At 33.9% G+C, this 16,879-nt stretch carries 16 protein-coding genes; 8 read left to right on the top strand and 8 right to left on the bottom strand.

All coding sequences use genetic code 11. The features are described 5' to 3' along the window. Nucleotides 1-14: 14 nt before the first annotated feature. The 5 genes from AAEO58_RS03815 to AAEO58_RS03795 form a co-directional block, all read right to left on the bottom strand. Nucleotides 15-347, bottom strand: coding sequence for a HopJ type III effector protein (locus tag AAEO58_RS03815; protein ID WP_341682052.1), 333 nt, complete (start codon nt 345-347; stop codon nt 15-17). 1 nt (nt 348) lies between these two features. Continuing rightward, nucleotides 349-771 (bottom strand): OsmC family protein, encoded by a 423-nt coding sequence (locus AAEO58_RS03810; RefSeq protein WP_341682050.1) that lies wholly within the window; start codon nt 769-771, stop codon nt 349-351. A gap of 31 nt (nt 772-802) precedes the next feature. Then, nucleotides 803-1,048 carry a hypothetical protein gene (locus AAEO58_RS03805; protein ID WP_341682048.1) on the bottom strand — a complete coding sequence of 82 codons (246 nt, stop codon included), beginning with the start codon at nt 1,046-1,048 and terminating at the stop codon, nt 803-805. 43 nt (nt 1,049-1,091) lie between these two features. After that, nucleotides 1,092-1,769 (bottom strand): 16S rRNA (cytidine(1402)-2'-O)-methyltransferase, encoded by a 678-nt coding sequence (gene rsmI, locus AAEO58_RS03800; RefSeq protein ID WP_341682046.1) that lies wholly within the window; start codon nt 1,767-1,769, stop codon nt 1,092-1,094. Nucleotides 1,770-1,957: 188 nt separating this feature from the next. After that, nucleotides 1,958-2,911 carry a hypothetical protein gene (locus tag AAEO58_RS03795; RefSeq protein ID WP_341682044.1) on the bottom strand — a complete coding sequence of 318 codons (954 nt, stop codon included), beginning with the start codon at nt 2,909-2,911 and terminating at the stop codon, nt 1,958-1,960. 101 nt (nt 2,912-3,012) lie between these two features. Between AAEO58_RS03795 and AAEO58_RS03790 the strand changes: the two genes are divergently transcribed. From AAEO58_RS03790 to AAEO58_RS03755, 8 genes are all read left to right on the top strand, one after another. After that, the gene (locus tag AAEO58_RS03790; RefSeq protein ID WP_133609403.1) at nt 3,013-3,645 is read left to right on the top strand and encodes a thymidine kinase; all 633 of its coding nucleotides are present in this window, start codon (nt 3,013-3,015) and stop codon (nt 3,643-3,645) included. Between the two features lies 1 nt (nt 3,646). After that, the gene (locus AAEO58_RS03785) at nt 3,647-6,091 is read left to right on the top strand and encodes a bifunctional UDP-N-acetylmuramoyl-tripeptide:D-alanyl-D-alanine ligase/alanine racemase (RefSeq protein ID WP_341682042.1); all 2,445 of its coding nucleotides are present in this window, start codon (nt 3,647-3,649) and stop codon (nt 6,089-6,091) included. A 68-nt stretch (nt 6,092-6,159) separates the two neighbouring features. After that, complete coding sequence (gene mscL, locus AAEO58_RS03780) at nt 6,160-6,576, top strand: large conductance mechanosensitive channel protein MscL (protein ID WP_133609401.1); 417 nt, start codon at nt 6,160-6,162, stop codon at nt 6,574-6,576. Nucleotides 6,577-7,116: 540 nt separating this feature from the next. Further along, nucleotides 7,117-8,106: an aspartate-semialdehyde dehydrogenase gene (locus AAEO58_RS03775; RefSeq protein WP_341682040.1), complete on the top strand. Its 990-nt coding sequence runs from the start codon at nt 7,117-7,119 to the stop codon at nt 8,104-8,106. 236 nt (nt 8,107-8,342) lie between these two features. Beyond that, complete coding sequence (locus tag AAEO58_RS03770) at nt 8,343-8,651, top strand: hypothetical protein (protein WP_341682039.1); 309 nt, start codon at nt 8,343-8,345, stop codon at nt 8,649-8,651. A 64-nt stretch (nt 8,652-8,715) separates the two neighbouring features. Continuing rightward, nucleotides 8,716-11,097, top strand: a complete 2,382-nt coding sequence (locus tag AAEO58_RS03765) for a TonB-dependent receptor (RefSeq protein ID WP_341682037.1) — start codon at nt 8,716-8,718, stop codon at nt 11,095-11,097. 11 nt (nt 11,098-11,108) lie between these two features. Further along, the gene (locus tag AAEO58_RS03760; protein WP_111566687.1) at nt 11,109-11,663 is read left to right on the top strand and encodes a type 1 periplasmic binding fold superfamily protein; all 555 of its coding nucleotides are present in this window, start codon (nt 11,109-11,111) and stop codon (nt 11,661-11,663) included. A 155-nt stretch (nt 11,664-11,818) separates the two neighbouring features. After that, entirely contained in the window at nt 11,819-13,879 is a 2,061-nt protein-coding gene (locus tag AAEO58_RS03755; protein ID WP_341682363.1) for a prolyl oligopeptidase family serine peptidase, read from the top strand. Nucleotides 13,880-14,003: 124 nt separating this feature from the next. On the opposite strand, the gene AAEO58_RS03750 is transcribed toward AAEO58_RS03755, so the two are convergent. The 3 genes from AAEO58_RS03750 to AAEO58_RS03740 all read right to left on the bottom strand — a co-directional run bounded on the left by AAEO58_RS03750 (nt 14,004) and on the right by AAEO58_RS03740 (nt 16,817). Next, nucleotides 14,004-14,450, bottom strand: coding sequence for a hypothetical protein (locus AAEO58_RS03750; RefSeq protein ID WP_341682033.1), 447 nt, complete (start codon nt 14,448-14,450; stop codon nt 14,004-14,006). Between the two features lie 78 nt (nt 14,451-14,528). Further along, nucleotides 14,529-15,332: a TIGR00266 family protein gene (locus AAEO58_RS03745; protein ID WP_341682031.1), complete on the bottom strand. Its 804-nt coding sequence runs from the start codon at nt 15,330-15,332 to the stop codon at nt 14,529-14,531. 60 nt (nt 15,333-15,392) lie between these two features. Further along, nucleotides 15,393-16,817, bottom strand: a complete 1,425-nt coding sequence (locus AAEO58_RS03740; protein ID WP_341682030.1) for a T9SS type A sorting domain-containing protein — start codon at nt 16,815-16,817, stop codon at nt 15,393-15,395. Nucleotides 16,818-16,879: the final 62 nt, after the last annotated feature.

Below are 16,879 nucleotides of genomic sequence, written 5' to 3'. Positions count from 1 at the left end.
TTTTAAAATGAATTTTATGAAAGTGCCTCACTTTCGAATTTAAATTCATCCCAACCAAAATTCATAAAATTTCGAATGTTTTGATGGTCAGAATTGCTTGGTGTTTCGAGTACTTTTTGATAATGTTCACCAAAAAGAAAAAGCGTTTCTTCTTTTGTTAGCAGGTATTTTTTTGCAAATGAAAAAACTTTACATGAACCGTTGTTCTGGTTGGCTTCATTCATAAGATTTCCATTTTTGAAGCGTGTTGGCGTAAATGCGAAATTGGCATCAATAACTGCAAGAACATCGGCAAACAAAATAGTTTCAGAATGTTTAATTTTTGTAATTAATTCAACTGTAGTCATATTAAGAATGATAAAAAATTGCTATTTCAACTTTGGCAAACTGACGGAACATTTCCATTACGCCACAATATTTTTCTACGGATAAATTCACCGCTTTTTCTAATTTTTTCTCGTCTAAATTGTTGCCGTAAAAATGGTAGTCCACTTTTACTTTGTGATACGTTTTAGGATGTTCTTCGGTTAGTTCACCTGATGTTTCAATTTTGAAATCGGTTACTTCTAACTTCATTTTTTCGATTAAAGAAGCTACGTCTAAACCTGTGCAACCCGCTAAAGCTGATAGCATCAACGCTTTTGGGCGCAAGCCTTTTCCTTCTCCTCCGTTTTCTGTTCCGGCATCAATTGAAATAATGTCGCCACTTGGGTTAGTGGACTCAAATTGCATGTTACCTTTCCAGGTGGTGGTTATGTTGTGTGTTTCCATAGTTGTAAATATTTAGTTTCGATACAGAAAATTAATCTTTTATTTCGATACCATATTTATCCATTTCCGTATTGCAATTTTTACAAGTGTATCCTCCATATAAAACTTGCCTTTCGTTAGCGGGTTTTCTTATAATCGGCTGTTTTAAATTACATTTTGGACAATAAACTCGTCCAATATTAATTCCAAATTTTGAAAACTTACTGTCTTTTTTTACAAATACTAATGATACAAACATTAATAATCCAACAATAATTCCAATTGTAAATCCACTCATAATTTTCTTTAAAATTTTAAACTTATTTTAAATTAACTAAAATTTACTTCAAACTCTTCCCTCCCACAACCACAACAATCTCTCCTTTAGCCGGTTTTGCTTCAAAGTGTTTTAACACTTCTTCGGCAGTTCCTCTAACGGTTTCTTCGTGTAATTTGGATAATTCTCGAGAAACAGAAACCGATCTGTCGGCTCCAAAATATTGTGCAAATTCGGCTAAGGTTTTGTTTAATTTATGTGGCGATACATAGAAAATCATGGTGCGATATTCTTCTTGCAAAGCTAAAAATCGGGTTTGTCTTCCTTTTTTATCGGGTAAAAAGCCTTCGAATACGAATTTATCATTGGGTAAACCGCTATTCACCAAAGCCGGCACAAAAGCAGTTGCTCCTGGCAAACATTCCACGTCAATTCCGTTTTCCACACAAGCGCGTGTAAGCAAAAATCCTGGATCGGAAATGGCTGGAGTTCCTGCATCGCTAATTAGAGCAATGGTTTCACCTGCTTGCAAGCGCTTCACCAAATTTTCAACGGTTTTGTGTTCGTTGTGCATGTGGTGGCTGTGCATGTGAGTAGCAATTTCGAAGTGTTTTAGCAATTTTCCACTGGTACGCGTGTCTTCTGCTAAAATTAAATCGACTTCTTTTAGTACTTTAATCGCACGAAAAGTCATGTCTTCTAAATTGCCAATAGGCGTTGGAACAATATATAATTTACTCATTTAAAACTATTTACAAACACAGATTTCACGAATTAACACAAATTTTTAAAAACATATAAGTCATGTAAGTTTTTCTAAGTGAATTACTTAAAACGAAAAGTTCATAAAAGGTTGTATAAACGAAATCGCTCTGTGTATCTCTCTAAAAAGAATCTACTTCAAAAAAAACTCGATGAATCTCTGTGTTATTAACTAAACTTTTTCTCGATAATTTCCATAAAACGTGCTTCAAATTCTTCGTTGCCTTCCCAATTGTTATAATCAGGTTTTACGAAATCCAAAACAAAAGATTTTGCTTCTTCAAAACTATCAAACGTATTCAATTGCGAAATTACGCGGTTGAAATCATCCGAACTTCCGCCAAATAATTTCTTCTCAAATCCGATTCTATCGTTCAAGCCAAAAGATATCGTTTTGTTTAATCTGTCGTTTAATGAGCTTATTTTTGGTTCTTGACTTACTTTTTCGAAAGTTGCTTTTACTTCTTCTTCTAATACTTTTGGAGTTTCGGCAACAGGTTCTGGTTGGATTTCTACTGCAACTTCTACTACTACAGGAGTTGGTGCTTCAAAAACTGCTTCAACAACATTAGCTACCTCAGCAGGAACATCTTCCACTTTCACAAAATCCAATTCTTTGTAATCGTGTACCAATAAATCCTCAAACGAAATTTGTTTCGCTGGTTCTTCTGCTTTTGGAGTTTCGGCAACTGGTTCTTCTTCGATTATTTCTTCCTCAATTGGTTCTTCTTCCATTGGAGTCATCAAAACTTCTTCCTCTTCTTCGTCATCTTCCACAATTAATTCTGCGATTACGACTTTTTCTTCCGCAATTGGTTCGGCAATAGTTTCCTCTACTTCTGGAGCAACTTCTACTTTTACTTCTTCCGGAGTTTCAACAACTTTATCCTGAATAGGCGCGTTGAAAACTTCGGTAGGCTTCCCTTCTAATTTCTCAGCTAAAACTTCTTCAGAAATTTCGTTTTTTACCAATTCAAAATTCTCTTCATAAAAACGCAAAATCGTTAATTGATCGTACAAATTTTTAGCTTCTTGCTGTAATTGAACCGTTTCTGAATGGTTTTTTAACTTTAAAATTCGGTGCGCAATACTGATTAATTCAGCAGATATTCTTTTCTTCATAACTTTAGGCTGTAGCGTTTACTATATCGATTGTTTTTTACTATTTTTGTTTTGCTTACAAATGTAGCAGAAAATAATTTTTAACGTACGAAAGATACAAAATGTTTCTCGAAAATACCGTAAATCAACAAGAACAATTTGGCTGGATTGAAGTAATTTGTGGCTCAATGTTTTCGGGCAAAACCGAAGAATTGATTCGCCGCCTAAAACGCGCTCAGTTTGCCAAACAAAAAGTGGAAATCTTTAAACCGGCTGTCGATACAAGATATGACGATGAAATGGTAGTTTCGCACAATAAAAATGAAATTCGTTCTACACCTGTGCCAATTGCTCAAAACATTCGAATTTTAGCACAAGGTTGTGATGTAGTAGGTATTGACGAAGCACAATTTTTCGACGATGAAATTGTTGCCGTTTGTAATGACTTAGCAAATTCAGGAATTCGAGTGATTGTTGCTGGATTGGATATGGATTTTAAAGGAAACCCTTTCGGACCCATGCCAGCGCTTATGGCTACAGCCGAATATGTTACTAAAGTTCACGCGGTTTGTACACGCACTGGAAATTTAGCCCATTATAGTTTTAGAAAATCGGATGATAAAAGACTGGTTATGCTTGGTGAAACCGAAGAATACGAACCATTAAGTCGTGCTGCCTATTTTAAAGCTATACGAGAAAACATGGAAGTGAAAGATGTTGAAATTGTAAACAAGCAAAAAGACGATAATCAATAAATTGAATCTCAACCTAACTCATATTATTTCGTTTTGTAAAGGCGTTTTTCACGGAAATTCGACTGAGTTTACTGCAAGTCATATTTCGATTGACAGCCGTTCGTTACAAAACGGAAATAACACCTTGTTTTTCGCCATAAAAGGACAAAATCACGATGCGCATTTGTATTTGGAAGAGTTGATTACAAAAGGCGTTCGTTATTTTGTGGTCGAATATATTCCCGAACATTTATACGAAAAAGCGAATTTCATTATCGTTGAAAATTCGTTAAAAGCGTTGCAACAAACTGCAATTGGGTATCGAAAAAAATTCGAATTTCCATTTGTGGGAATTACTGGAAGTAACGGAAAAACCATCGTAAAAGAATGGTTGAATTTCTTATTGAGTCCAAATCATTTGATTGTTCGAAATCCGAAAAGTTATAATTCGCAAGTTGGCGTTCCATTATCGATTTTAGCGATTGAAGGAAATTATGATTTGGGAATTTTTGAAGCTGGAATTTCGTTACCCAATGAAATGTCGAATTTGGAACAGATAATTCAACCGAAATATGGGATTTTAACGAATATTGGTTCGGTTCATGATGAAGGTTTTTCGAATCGCGAAGCCAAATTCAAAGAGAAAGTCCAACTTTTTGAAAATTGTTCTAATATTTTCTTGGAAAAGAATACTGAAATTGAAGTTTTACTTCCAGAAAATAGTCAAAAACATACTTGGAGTTTTTCGGATGCAAGCGCAAATCTTTTCGTTTCGAAGAAAAATGAAAATGGCAAAACTGAATTAACTTTCAAAAACGCAACCAACACTTTTAGTATAACAATTCCGTTTTCCGATGAAAATTCGATTGAAAACGTAATTACTTGCGTGAATTTCATGCTGTTTTTAGGAGAAGAAATTGCGTTTATACAAAATAGAGTTTCGGAATTATATCCAGTAGAATTAAGACTTCAAGCTAAAAAAGGAATCAACAATTGTTTGGTAATCGACGATAGTTATTCGGTGGATTATCAATCGTTGAAAATTGCGTTGGATTTCTTAGAACAACAAAAATTACACGATAAAAAAACGATTATTTTATCTGATATTTTCACGAGTGGCATTGCCGTGGAAACGCTTTACAACCAAGTAAAACAATTGCTTTCGAAAAATAAAATCGAGCGCATTATTACCATTGGCGAAACCATCGGAAAACAATTGAATGATTTGCCAAATGTGATTTCGTTTGCCACTACGCAAGAATTTTTACAGCAATTCAATACGCAATCGTTTCAAAACGAAACTATTTTAGTAAAAGGTGCGCGTGGATTTAACTTCCATGAAATTGTAGTTTTGTTGGAAGAGAAAAATCACGAAACCATTTTAGAAATCAATCTCGATGCGATCAGTCACAACCTGAATTTCTACAAATCCAAACTAAAACCTGAAACCAAAATTATGGTCATGGTAAAAGCATTTGGCTACGGAAATGGCGGTTACGAAATTGCGAAATTGCTCGAACATCATAAAGTTGATTATTTAGGCGTAGCATTTGCCGATGAAGGTATCGAATTGCGAAAAGCTGGAATTACAACTCCAATTATGGTTTTAAATCCCGAAAATAGCAGTTTCAGAGCCATGATTGCCTACAACTTAGAACCTGAAATTTATTCGATTACGGGTTTACAAGCGTTTTTAAAAATTGCCCAACACCAAAATATTTCCCATTATCCGATTCATATTAAATTGGATACCGGAATGCATCGCTTGGGATTTGAACCGCATTTGATTGACGAGTTGTGTTCTTTGCTGAAAAACAACAATTTCGTTAAAGTGAAAAGCGTGTTTTCGCATTTAGCTGCGAGTGATGATTTGCAATTTGATGATTTCACGAAATTACAATTTCAACGTTTTGATGCGATGTATTCTGAATTAGAAAAAGTGTTGCCTTCAAAACCAATTCGTCACATTTTAAACACGTCTGGAATTTTCAATTATGCTGAAAAACAGATGGAAATGGTACGATTAGGTATTGGTTTGTATGGTATTGGAAATTCGGAACAAGAATTGAAAGTGTTGGAAAATGTGAGTACTTTAAAAACGATAATTTCCCAAATCAGAGAAGTTTCAGCCGAAGAAAGTATTGGTTACAGCCGAAGATTTCGAGTGACGCAAAAAATGAAAGTCGCTACGATTCCAATTGGTTATGCTGATGGAATAAGAAGAGCTTGGGGCAATGAGAAAGGTTTTGTTACCATCAACAATCAAAAAGCGACTATTTTAGGTTCTATTTGTATGGATATGATGATGGTTGATGTTACGAATATTTCATGTAAAACTGGAGATGAAGTCATTGTTTTTGGGAAAAATCCAAAAGTAACAGAGATGGCAAATGTAATTGGCACGATACCTTATGAGATTCTAACTGGAATTTCGCAACGTGTTAAAAGAATTTTCTACAAAAATTAACATTGTGTTAAAATTTTTGTAAATTCGTAAAACTAAAACAAAAAAACTAACTCTTAAAATTAAAAACTATGGGATTTTTTGCAGATTTTAAAGCCTCTTTAATGAAAGGCGATGTATTAAGCTTAGCTACTGCTGTTGTAATTGGTGGTGCTTTTGGTAAAATTGTTGGCTCTGCAGTTGACGATGTAATTATGCCAATTGTTGGGCTAATAACAGGTGGAATTGATTTTACTCAAAAATTCGTTGCATTAAACGGCGAAAGTTATGCAAATCTTGATGCGGCTAAAGCAGCAGGAGCAGCAGTAATTACTTATGGTAACTTAGTACAAGCTATTATTAACTTCGTAATTATTTCGTTATTTATTTTTGTAGTTTTAAGAGCAGCAGAAAAAGCGAAGAAAAAAGAAGAAGCAGCTCCAGCGGCACCAGCAGGACCATCTCAAGAGGAATTGCTTACACAAATTAGAGATTTATTGAAAAAATAGTCGATACCGCTACATTATATATGCTAATTAAACCACGCCTTTGGCGTGGTATTTTTTTTAGAAATTGATTAGATTTGTTTTAGTTTAAGTTTTGCACGGAATGCAATTCCGCGCTATCAGGTATATTATAATTAATAAAAATATGAATTTAGGTAATTCAGCAATAAGTCTTGTAATTCTAGTTTTTGGATGTTATTTAATGTATTATATATATAAAAAGCCATCACCAATGTCAAATACCAACTTTAAAGGGATTATTGGTAGTTTAGGTTTTATTTATTTAGGATTTATGGGCTTGATTAATAAAATTGACATAATACAAATATTTAAAGATATTTTTAATATTAAGTAAAAAAATCCGTTGCAAAAAACAGATGAATTTAAAAAAGTTGACAGTAAAAATTTACAATCTGCACACGACATACCGAAGTGTTTTTTAAAATCCCGTTACAAATCAAAACTTTTGTTATAATTTCATCAATATTTGCTAAGTCGTTTGAATATTCTATATTTTTGCATCATTAAATAACACACATCAAAATGAGAGTAGCCGTAGTTGGCGCTACCGGTATGGTAGGCGAAATAATGCTTCAAGTATTAGCAGAACGTAATTTTCCTGTAACGGAGTTAATTCCAGTTGCTTCTGAAAAATCAGTTGGGAAAGAAATCGAATGGAAAGGTAACACCTATAAAGTAGTAGGTTTACAAACCGCTGTAGATATGAAACCTGAGATTGCTTTGTTTTCGGCAGGTGGAGAAACTTCTTTAGAATGGGCTCCAAAATTTGCCGCTGTAGGAACAACCGTAATCGATAATTCTTCCGCTTGGAGAATGGACGAAACTAAGAAATTGGTAGTTCCAGAAATCAATGCAAACATTTTAACTAAAGAAGATAAAATTATTGCAAATCCAAACTGTTCAACGATTCAAATGGTAATGGCTTTAGCGCCGTTGCATGCTAAATATGATATCAAACGTATTGTAGTTTCTACTTACCAATCTATTACAGGAACTGGAGTAAAAGCGGTTCGTCAATTAGAAAACGAATATGCGGGAATTCAAGATGAAATGGCGTATAAATATCCAATTCATAGAAATGCGATTCCACAGTGTGATAGTTTTGAAGAAAACGGGTACACGAAAGAAGAAATGAAATTGGTTCGCGAAACGCAAAAAATCTTAAACGACAAAACTATTGCGGTTACTGCAACTGCAATTCGTATTCCAGTCGTTGGCGGACACAGTGAAGCGGTAAACATTCAATTTGAAAACGATTTTGATGTAAACGAAGTGCGTCAAATTTTACACAACACGCCTGGTGTGACGGTTCAAGATAATTTAGAAACGTTTACCTATCCAATGCCAATTTACGCACAAGGAAAAGACGATGTTTTCGTAGGAAGAATCCGAAGAGATGAAAGCCAACCCAACACCATCAACATGTGGATTGTTGCCGATAACTTAAGAAAAGGAGCAGCTACGAATACAATCCAAATTGCGGAATATTTGGTAGCAAATAAGCTAGTGTAATTTTAAACACATAGACACATAGTTTATTTTTATAGATTTAAGGATGTTACACTTTTTGAGTTCACATCAGACTTAAATTCTATATTTCTATGTGTTTCAATACATAACCACGAACTAGCGAATAAGTCATCAAAACTTAAAAATTCGTTAATTCGTGGTTTGTTTTTTGGCTTTGTTCTAAAAGCAGTATATTTGTGATGGTGAAAAAGAAATTATTACATATGAATTTGTTTTTGATGCTTGCAGTATTATTTGCTGTGAGTTATCAATCTATTCACACTTTTTCGCACGATCACCATTTAAAAAAAGAATGTTGTGATGATTCGCATCATTTGAGTTTTAAAACTTCTGAAAAAACGTTTACTGAAAGTGAAGACTGTCCCGTTTGTGATTTCAAATTTGCGGCTTTCCTTTCACCTGAAGTATTTCATTTTGACTTTATTCCTTCGTTTTACGAAATTCCGTATCAATTTAACAGTAAGGAATCTTGTGTTACGTTTGAAGGGAATTCGTTTTACCTTCGCGGTCCGCCTGCTTTAGTTTAAAAATATATTTCGATATCATTACCAAAAATAATGATACGTTATTGTTACATTTAAACTAAAAGAAATGCGATTCTTATCGATATTATTTTTCTTTTTGGTTGGCTTTTTCGGATATACTCAAGTTACGATTACTGGCGTTATTTCGGATGAAAATGGCTTACCACTGAGAGATGCTCACGTACACATTGCCAATAAAACTACTTCAACCGATGTAAACGGAAGTTATGTTTTATCAGGCATTCCAAAAGGGAAACAGAAACTCTATATTTCGTTTATAGGCTATTATGCTATTGAGGAAACTATCGAAATTTCAACCGATTTAACTATCAATCGTCAATTGAAATTAGATGTTACCAAATTAGACGATATCACCATCCAACAACTTTCGAATTCAAAAAGTGAAAGTAGTAACGAACAAGTCTTGAAAAGTGCTACTATTGAAAAATTTAGCAATCAAACCTTGGGTGAAGCCTTGAAAGAAGTTTCTGGAGTTTCTATTTTAAAAACGGGAAGTACTATTGTTAAACCAGTAATTAATGGTTTGCATAGTAATCGTGTGCCAATTATCAATAATAATGTTCGATTAGAAGACCAACAGTGGGGAACCGAACACGCACCTAATTTCGATATCAATGCGGCTGGAAAAATCACAGTGATTAAAGGTGCTTCAGCTTTGCAATATGGCGGTGATGCTATTGGTGGAATTGTTGTCATCGAACCTGAAGTGATTAAAAAAGACACTTTGGTTGGAAAAACAATTCTCAACTTAGCCTCTAACGGAATGGGCGGAAGCTTGAGCTCAAGTCTTCAAAAAGGAAATCGCTATGGTTGGAGTTGGAATGCTTTGGGGACTTTCAAATATTTAGGCGATCGCGAAACGCCAGATTATGTGTTGTCAAATTCTGGAAATCGGGAACAAAATTTTTCGGGAGGCATTCGTTTTGCTAAAGAAAAGTATAATTTCAATGCGATGTACAGTTTTTACAATGCGCAAATTGGAATCATCAAAGCATCTCATATTGGAAATGTGAATGATTTGTACAATTCCATCAACAACCAAGAACCAAGCGTAATTGAACCTTTCACCTACTCGATTGATGCTCCAAAACAAGAAGTACAACATCATTTAGCAAAAGTAAATTACCAAAGATGGCTAAACGAAAACACTTCGATTGATTTACAATATGCGTTTCAATTCAACAATCGTTTAGAATTTGACGTTAGAAGAAATGACGAAAACACTAACAAAGCTGCTTTGGATTTACAATTAGCAACGCATACTTTTTTAGCAGATTATAAAACGAATGTTGGAAATTGGAGATTGAAATCGGGTTTGAATTTGGGTTACCAAAACAATTTTGCGAATCCAAAAACAGGTGTTCGTCCATTAATTCCGAGTTATGAGAAATTGGATGCTGGCTTGTACGGAATTGCGGTTTATAAATTCGACAATGCTACTTCATTAGAATCGGGAATTCGTTATGATTTTTCGACTATCGAAGCAACAAAATATTATTTGAAATCAAGATGGACAGAACGTGGCTATGATGCCGAATTTTCACATTTTATTGTGGGCGAAGAAGGCAATCAATGGTTAACCAAACCTTCTTTTGATTATCATAATATTACAGCAAACATTGGGTTTAGAAAGCAATTTCATCATGAAATGGAATGGTTAGTAAATGTGAGTTTGGCTTCCCGCAATCCAAATCCGTCTGAATTATTTAGCGATGGATTACATCATTCTACTGGTCAAATTGAATTAGGTGATTTGCGCTTGAAAAAAGAGCAAGCGTATAAATTCAATACGACTTTTAAGAAAGATTGGAAATCGTTTCAAGTGCAACTTAATCCGTTTATTAATCGAATTTCAAATTTCATTTATTTGCAACCTATTGGTTTTGAAACTACTATTCGCGGCGCTTTTCCAGTTTGGGAATTCAAACAAACAGAAGCTTTGTTGACAGGTTTCGATGTTAATACCAAATGGAATATTTCCAACCATTTTTCACACGAATTAGGATTGGCTTATGTAAACGGGCAAAATCTAAGTACTGACGAGTATTTAATTGATATGCCTCCATTTGTAATCAATAATAAAATTCAATATAAAAATGAATCTTGGTTCAATTTCGTTAGCGAATTAAAAAGTGAAGTGGTTTTCAGACAAAATCAATTCCCAAATTACAATTTTGAAACCAATATTGTTGTAGATGATGCATTAACTCCTGTCTTGGTTGATATAAGTTCCCCACCAAAAGGCTATCATTTATTGCATTTTTACAGTGAAATGACGTTTAAAATCAATAAAAAAAACAGCTTAACCACTTCTTTCAGTGTACAAAACATTGGAAACACAACGTATCGAGATTACCTAAATCGCCAACGCTTTTTTGTAGACGAAATGGGTAGAAATATTCAAATTCAATTAAAATTTAATTATTAAAAAATCAAAACATGAAAAATTTAAAACTTATCGCGCTATTAGTAATTCCAGTAATATTTTCAACTTCTTGTTCTAACGATGATGCTCCTGTTAACGAGGAAGAAGTTATCACAACTGTAACAACAACGCTTGTTGGAGGTGGACAAACTATTACTTTAACTTCAAGAGATTTAGATGGTGACGGACCAAATGCACCAGTTATAACAGTTTCAGGAAATTTAACAGCAGGAACAACTTACACAGGTTCAACAACATTTTTAAATGAATTAGAAAGTCCGGCTGAAGATATCACAGTAGAAGTGGAAGAAGAAGGAGCTGATCATCAGGTTTTTTACCAACTTCCATCATCTATTGGAACCGTAACTTACACTGATACAGATGCTAATGGAAGACCAATAGGATTAAACTTCACTTTAGTTGCTGGAACTTCTGGCTCAACTGGAACTTTAACTGTAACCTTGAGACACTTACCAAATAAAACCGCTTCTGGAGTTTCGGGTGGTGACATCACAAATGCTGGTGGAAATACGGATGCAGCTGTTAGCTTTTCAGTTGCGGTAAACTAAAAAATTAAATCAAATTTGTTACAAAACGGCTGAAATTTCAGTCGTTTTTGTTTTTTAACAAATCTTTAAAACCCTTTTGAATATCTTTGTTATTCAACAATAAACTTTTTATGAAAAAAACAATAACAATATCGGCTATTGTTTGTACACTTTTTATGAACGCACAAACAACAAAAGTTAATTATCCCGTAACGAAAAAAATCGACCACGTTGACACGTATTTTGGTGAAAAAATTAACGATCCGTATCGTTGGTTAGAAGACGACCGAAGCGCTGAAACGGAAGCTTGGGTAAAAGCTCAAAATGTGGTTACTTATGGTTATTTAGAGCAAATTCCATATAGAAATCAGTTAAAAACTCGCATGGAAAAACTATGGAACTACGAAAAAATTGGAGCTCCATTCAAAGAAGGAAATTATACTTATTATTACAAAAATAACGGACTTCAAAATCAATCGGTTTTATACCGAAAAGATAAAGCAGGTAAAGAAGAAATCTTTTTAGATCCAAATACATTTTCAAAAGACGGAACAACTTCTTTAGGTGGGTTGAATTTCAGCAAAGACGGAAGTTTAGTTGCTTATTCTATTTCAGAAGGCGGTAGCGATTGGAGAAAAGTAATTGTAATGGAAGCTAAAACTAAGAAAATCATCGGCGATACGATTGTGGATGTGAAATTCAGTGGCGTTTCTTGGTACAAAAATGAAGGTTTCTATTATTCAAGCTACGACAAACCTGTTGGAAGTGAATTATCAGCAAAAACAGACCAACACAAATTGTATTACCACAAATTAAACACGGCTCAAAAAACAGATAAATTAGTTTTTGGTGGCGATATAAAAAGAAGATATGTTGGTGGTGGCGTTTCGGAAGATGAGAAATATCTATTTATTTCGGCAGCGAATTCAACTTCTGGAAACGAATTGTATTATTTAGATTTATCAAAACCTAATGCTAAAATCGTAACTTTAATTGACAACTACGAAAATGATAATGATGTTTTAGACAATAAAGGTTCTAAAATTTATTTGGTAACCAATTACAAAGCGCCAAACAAACGCGTTGTAACTTTTGATTTATCAAATCCAGCAAAAGAAAATTGGAAAGATTGCATCGCTGAAACCGAAAATGTATTGTCGCCAAACACTGGTAGCGGTTATATTTTTGCTAGTTATATGAAAGATGCTGTTTCATTCATCAAACAATATGATTACAACGGAAAACTAGTACGCGATATTCAATTACCTGGTGTTGGAACTGCTGGTGGTTTTGGTGGAAAAGAAAAAGAAACTACTTTATATTTTTCGTTTACGAATTATGTAACACCAGGAACTATCTATTCTTTTGATCCAAAAACAGGAAAATCAGCAATCTATCAAAAACCAAAGGTGGATTTTAACTCGGCTGATTACGAGTCAAAACAAGTGTTTTATACTTCAAAAGATGGCACAAAAGTTCCAATGATTATCACGTATAAAAAAGGAACAAAATTAAACGGACAAAATCCAACTGTTTTATATGGTTACGGAGGATTTAATGTGAGCTTAACACCTTCATTTAGTATTGCTAACGCCGTTTGGTTAGAAAACGGAGGAGTTTACGCTGTTGCGAATTTACGTGGTGGTGGTGAATACGGTAAAAAATGGCACGATGCAGGAACGCAATTAAAAAAACAAAACGTTTTTGATGATTTCATTGCTGCAGCTGAATATCTAATCAAAGAAAACTACACTTCATCTGATTATTTAGCGATAAAAGGTGGTTCGAATGGTGGATTATTAGTAGGTGCAGTTATGACACAACGCCCAGATTTAGTAAAAGTGGCGTTACCAGCAGTTGGTGTTTTAGATATGTTACGTTACCACACATTCACCGCTGGAGCAGGTTGGGCTTACGATTACGGAACATCTGAACAAAGCAAGGAAATGTTTGAATACATTAAAGGTTATTCACCAGTTCATAACGTAAAAGCAGGTACAAAATATCCAGCAACTATGGTAACTACAGGAGATCACGATGACCGAGTAGTTCCAGCACACAGTTTTAAATTTGCAGCTGAATTACAAGCTAAACAAGCTGGAGATAACCCGGTTTTAATTCGTATTGATGTAAATGCAGGTCACGGAGCAGGAAAATCGGTTGCTGCTACGATTCAAGAAAATGTGGATATGCAAGTCTTTACGCTTTATAATATGGGTGTTAAAGAATTAAAATAAAAAAGAAATACTAAACTAAAAAAGAGCCATAAGGCTCTTTTTTTTGTAATAAATTCGATAAGTTGCGATTAAAAATATGAAAGTTTTAATTTACAATTACGAATAATGACAAACTTAGTCGTATTTAATATTTCTGGCTAATTGCAACGTCACCATAAAATTGCATCAACACAAAAGCACCTATTAAACTAGAAGCAACACCTTCAAAAAATAAAACGCCACAATATTGAATAATATTTATTTTTCCAACGAAAAAGAAAGTATCCGATAATGTTGTTAAGTAGCTTTCTCCTCCTTTTATGTAGATGAATGCAATTAAACCAACTATTCCTAGAAAAACACCCAATACTCCTGTTATAAATCCTGAAAATAGATTTTCAAAATAGTCCATTTTTCTTCCTTTATCGTAATTATATTTAATGGTTTTATGAATTCCATATAAGACGATAAAAGCATTTAATGAACGTAAATAATTTTTACTTGCCAATCCTAAAAAATCCATTAATAGGAAAAACAACCCGATTCCTAAAAAGATTAGAAATGCATTTTGTAATACTGTTTTATTTTTCATGACTTTCAAAGTTTAGATTAATAAAATTACGAATTTTAATCTAAACTATTGAAAATCAATACATAAAAATAAGTTAAATTAAAAACGGTTATCACCATCAAGCATTCTTCCTAAGCCACCAAGCAAACTTCCTTCCTCTCTTCCACTTCCTCCTGCTTTTGGTGCCGATGCAATAATTCTATCTGCCAAACGTGTAAATGGTAACGACTGAATGTAAACAATTCCAGGCCCACGAAGTGTTGCAAAGAAAACGCCTTCACCTCCAAAAATGGTGTTTTTAATGCCGCCAACAAATTCAATATCGTAATCTACATCTTTTGTAAACCCAACTAAACAGCCTGTGTCTACACGAAGTAATTCTCCTATTTGCAGTTCTTTTCTAGCTAAAGTTCCTCCTGAATGCACAAATGCCATTCCATCACCTTCAATCTTTTGCATAATGAAACCTTCCCCTCCAAATAAACCTGTTCCTAACTTTTTAGAAAATTCAATTCCTACCGAAACTTCTTTTGCAGCGCATAAAAACGAATCTTTTTGACAAATAAACTTTCCTCCAAATTGCTGCAAATCAATTGGAACAATTTTTCCAGGATATGGAGAAGCAAAAGACACTTTACGTGTTCCCATATCTAAATTTTGATAAGCTGTCATAAATAAACTTTCACCTGTTAGGACACGCTTTCCAGCTGAAAGTAATTTACCGAAAATTCCGGCTTGTTGTTCTTGACTCCCGTCTCCAAAAATAGTTTCCATTTTGATGCCGTTTTCCATCATCATGAAACTTCCAGCTTCAGCTACAACCACTTCTTGAGGATCTAATTCGATTTCAACATATTGCATTTCTTCACCATAAATATGGTAATCTATTTCGTGTGCTCTCATAATTTTAGTTTTATTAATTAGTCGAACCGATGATTAAAATGTTACTGTAAAATTTTCAAATCACCCTTTAATCCACTTCAACGTAGTATTACTTTCAGGAAGATGAACAAAATAAATACCGTTAGCAAGTTGCGAAACATCTAAGCTGTTTTCGTTTTGGTTAATTTCTTGTTTGATGATGGTTTGCCCTGCAACGTTATAGATAACTACAGCTTGATTTTCAGTGAAATTATTTTTAACCATAATAAAATCTTGTGCGGGATTTGGATAAATACTCACACTGTTTTCAAAACTTGGAGTGGATAGAGGTTCCCAACCTATTTTCATGGCTTTTAAACTACCTGAACCAAAAACAGATGGATTGTAATCTGTTCCTACTGCAATATAATCGCCTTCGGCAGTTCTTTCTATGTCGTAAATAATGCCATCCGTAAAACTCACATCCCATGCAATTGTATTATTAGAATTAACCTTTATTAATCTAAAAGCATATATAGGAGGACCCGAGGGTGTTGAGCAGTGACTAATCCATGTTCCTACAACATAGCCACCATCAGGTTCTAAAATAATTTTAGAAAAAGACATCGCCGCAGGTGTTCCATTTGATGTTAGTGTAAAACTGTTAATTATGTTACCACTTGAGTCTGTAGTAACCATCCAAGCGTTTGTACAATTACCGATGTTACCATTTTGCAAATCACCATCAGTGTAACAATTTAAAAGAAAATTTCCGTTGGTCATTTCTTTCACGGTACTGACACCTTCAAGTGTAGCATTTGGAGCGCCAAAATTTTTCTCCCAAAGTATGTTTCCATTACTGTCAATTTTAACATAATAACAAAGCCCTGTTTGACTTTCCTCGAGTTCATCACGATTAGCATAACCAACACCAACGGCTAAAAAATGCCCGTCTGAAGTTTCAAGCAAGCTTGTAAAAATGTTTTCATAATGCACTCCTGTAGACCATTGAATCTCTTTTTGAGCATTTAGTTTCGTTACTATATTTTGGCTAGAAATTAATAAACCGCCATCGTTAGTATCAATTATAGAATTGAAACCTGAGCCACCTTGAATTGGGTAACACCAATTAGCTAATAAATTACCTTCATCATCTAGCTGTTGAATACTCGTTTGCTGATTATCTTCACAATTTTTTGCAAGTACATAATATAAATTATCAGTACATTTTGCAATAGTTTGAATTAAGGAATTTTGATAAAAAAAAATATTGTAATTCTGTAACCATATTAAATCTCCGTTTGAATTTATTTTAAGAATAGAATTATACTCATCATCTGGAAAATTCGTTTCGTTTATATTTGCGATGAGAATATATTCATTGGAACTAGCTTTTAATATAGAACTAAATACATTACCTCTGTTTGGCGTGTAATTGTTTTCATAAATTCTCTCCCACAAAATTGTTGGCGGAGTGGTTTGTGAGAATAATAAAAAAGGAAAGAAAAGTAATAGTAATTTTTTCATAACGTATTTATTATTAAAGAGGAAAATCTAATTGATTTTCCTCTTTAAATCTCTAAAATAAA

This window comes from Flavobacterium helocola (assembly GCF_038289885.1).
Taxonomy (GTDB): Bacteria; Bacteroidota; Bacteroidia; order Flavobacteriales; family Flavobacteriaceae; genus Flavobacterium; species Flavobacterium cheniae.
This window is presented reverse-complemented; position numbering and strand designations above follow the sequence as displayed.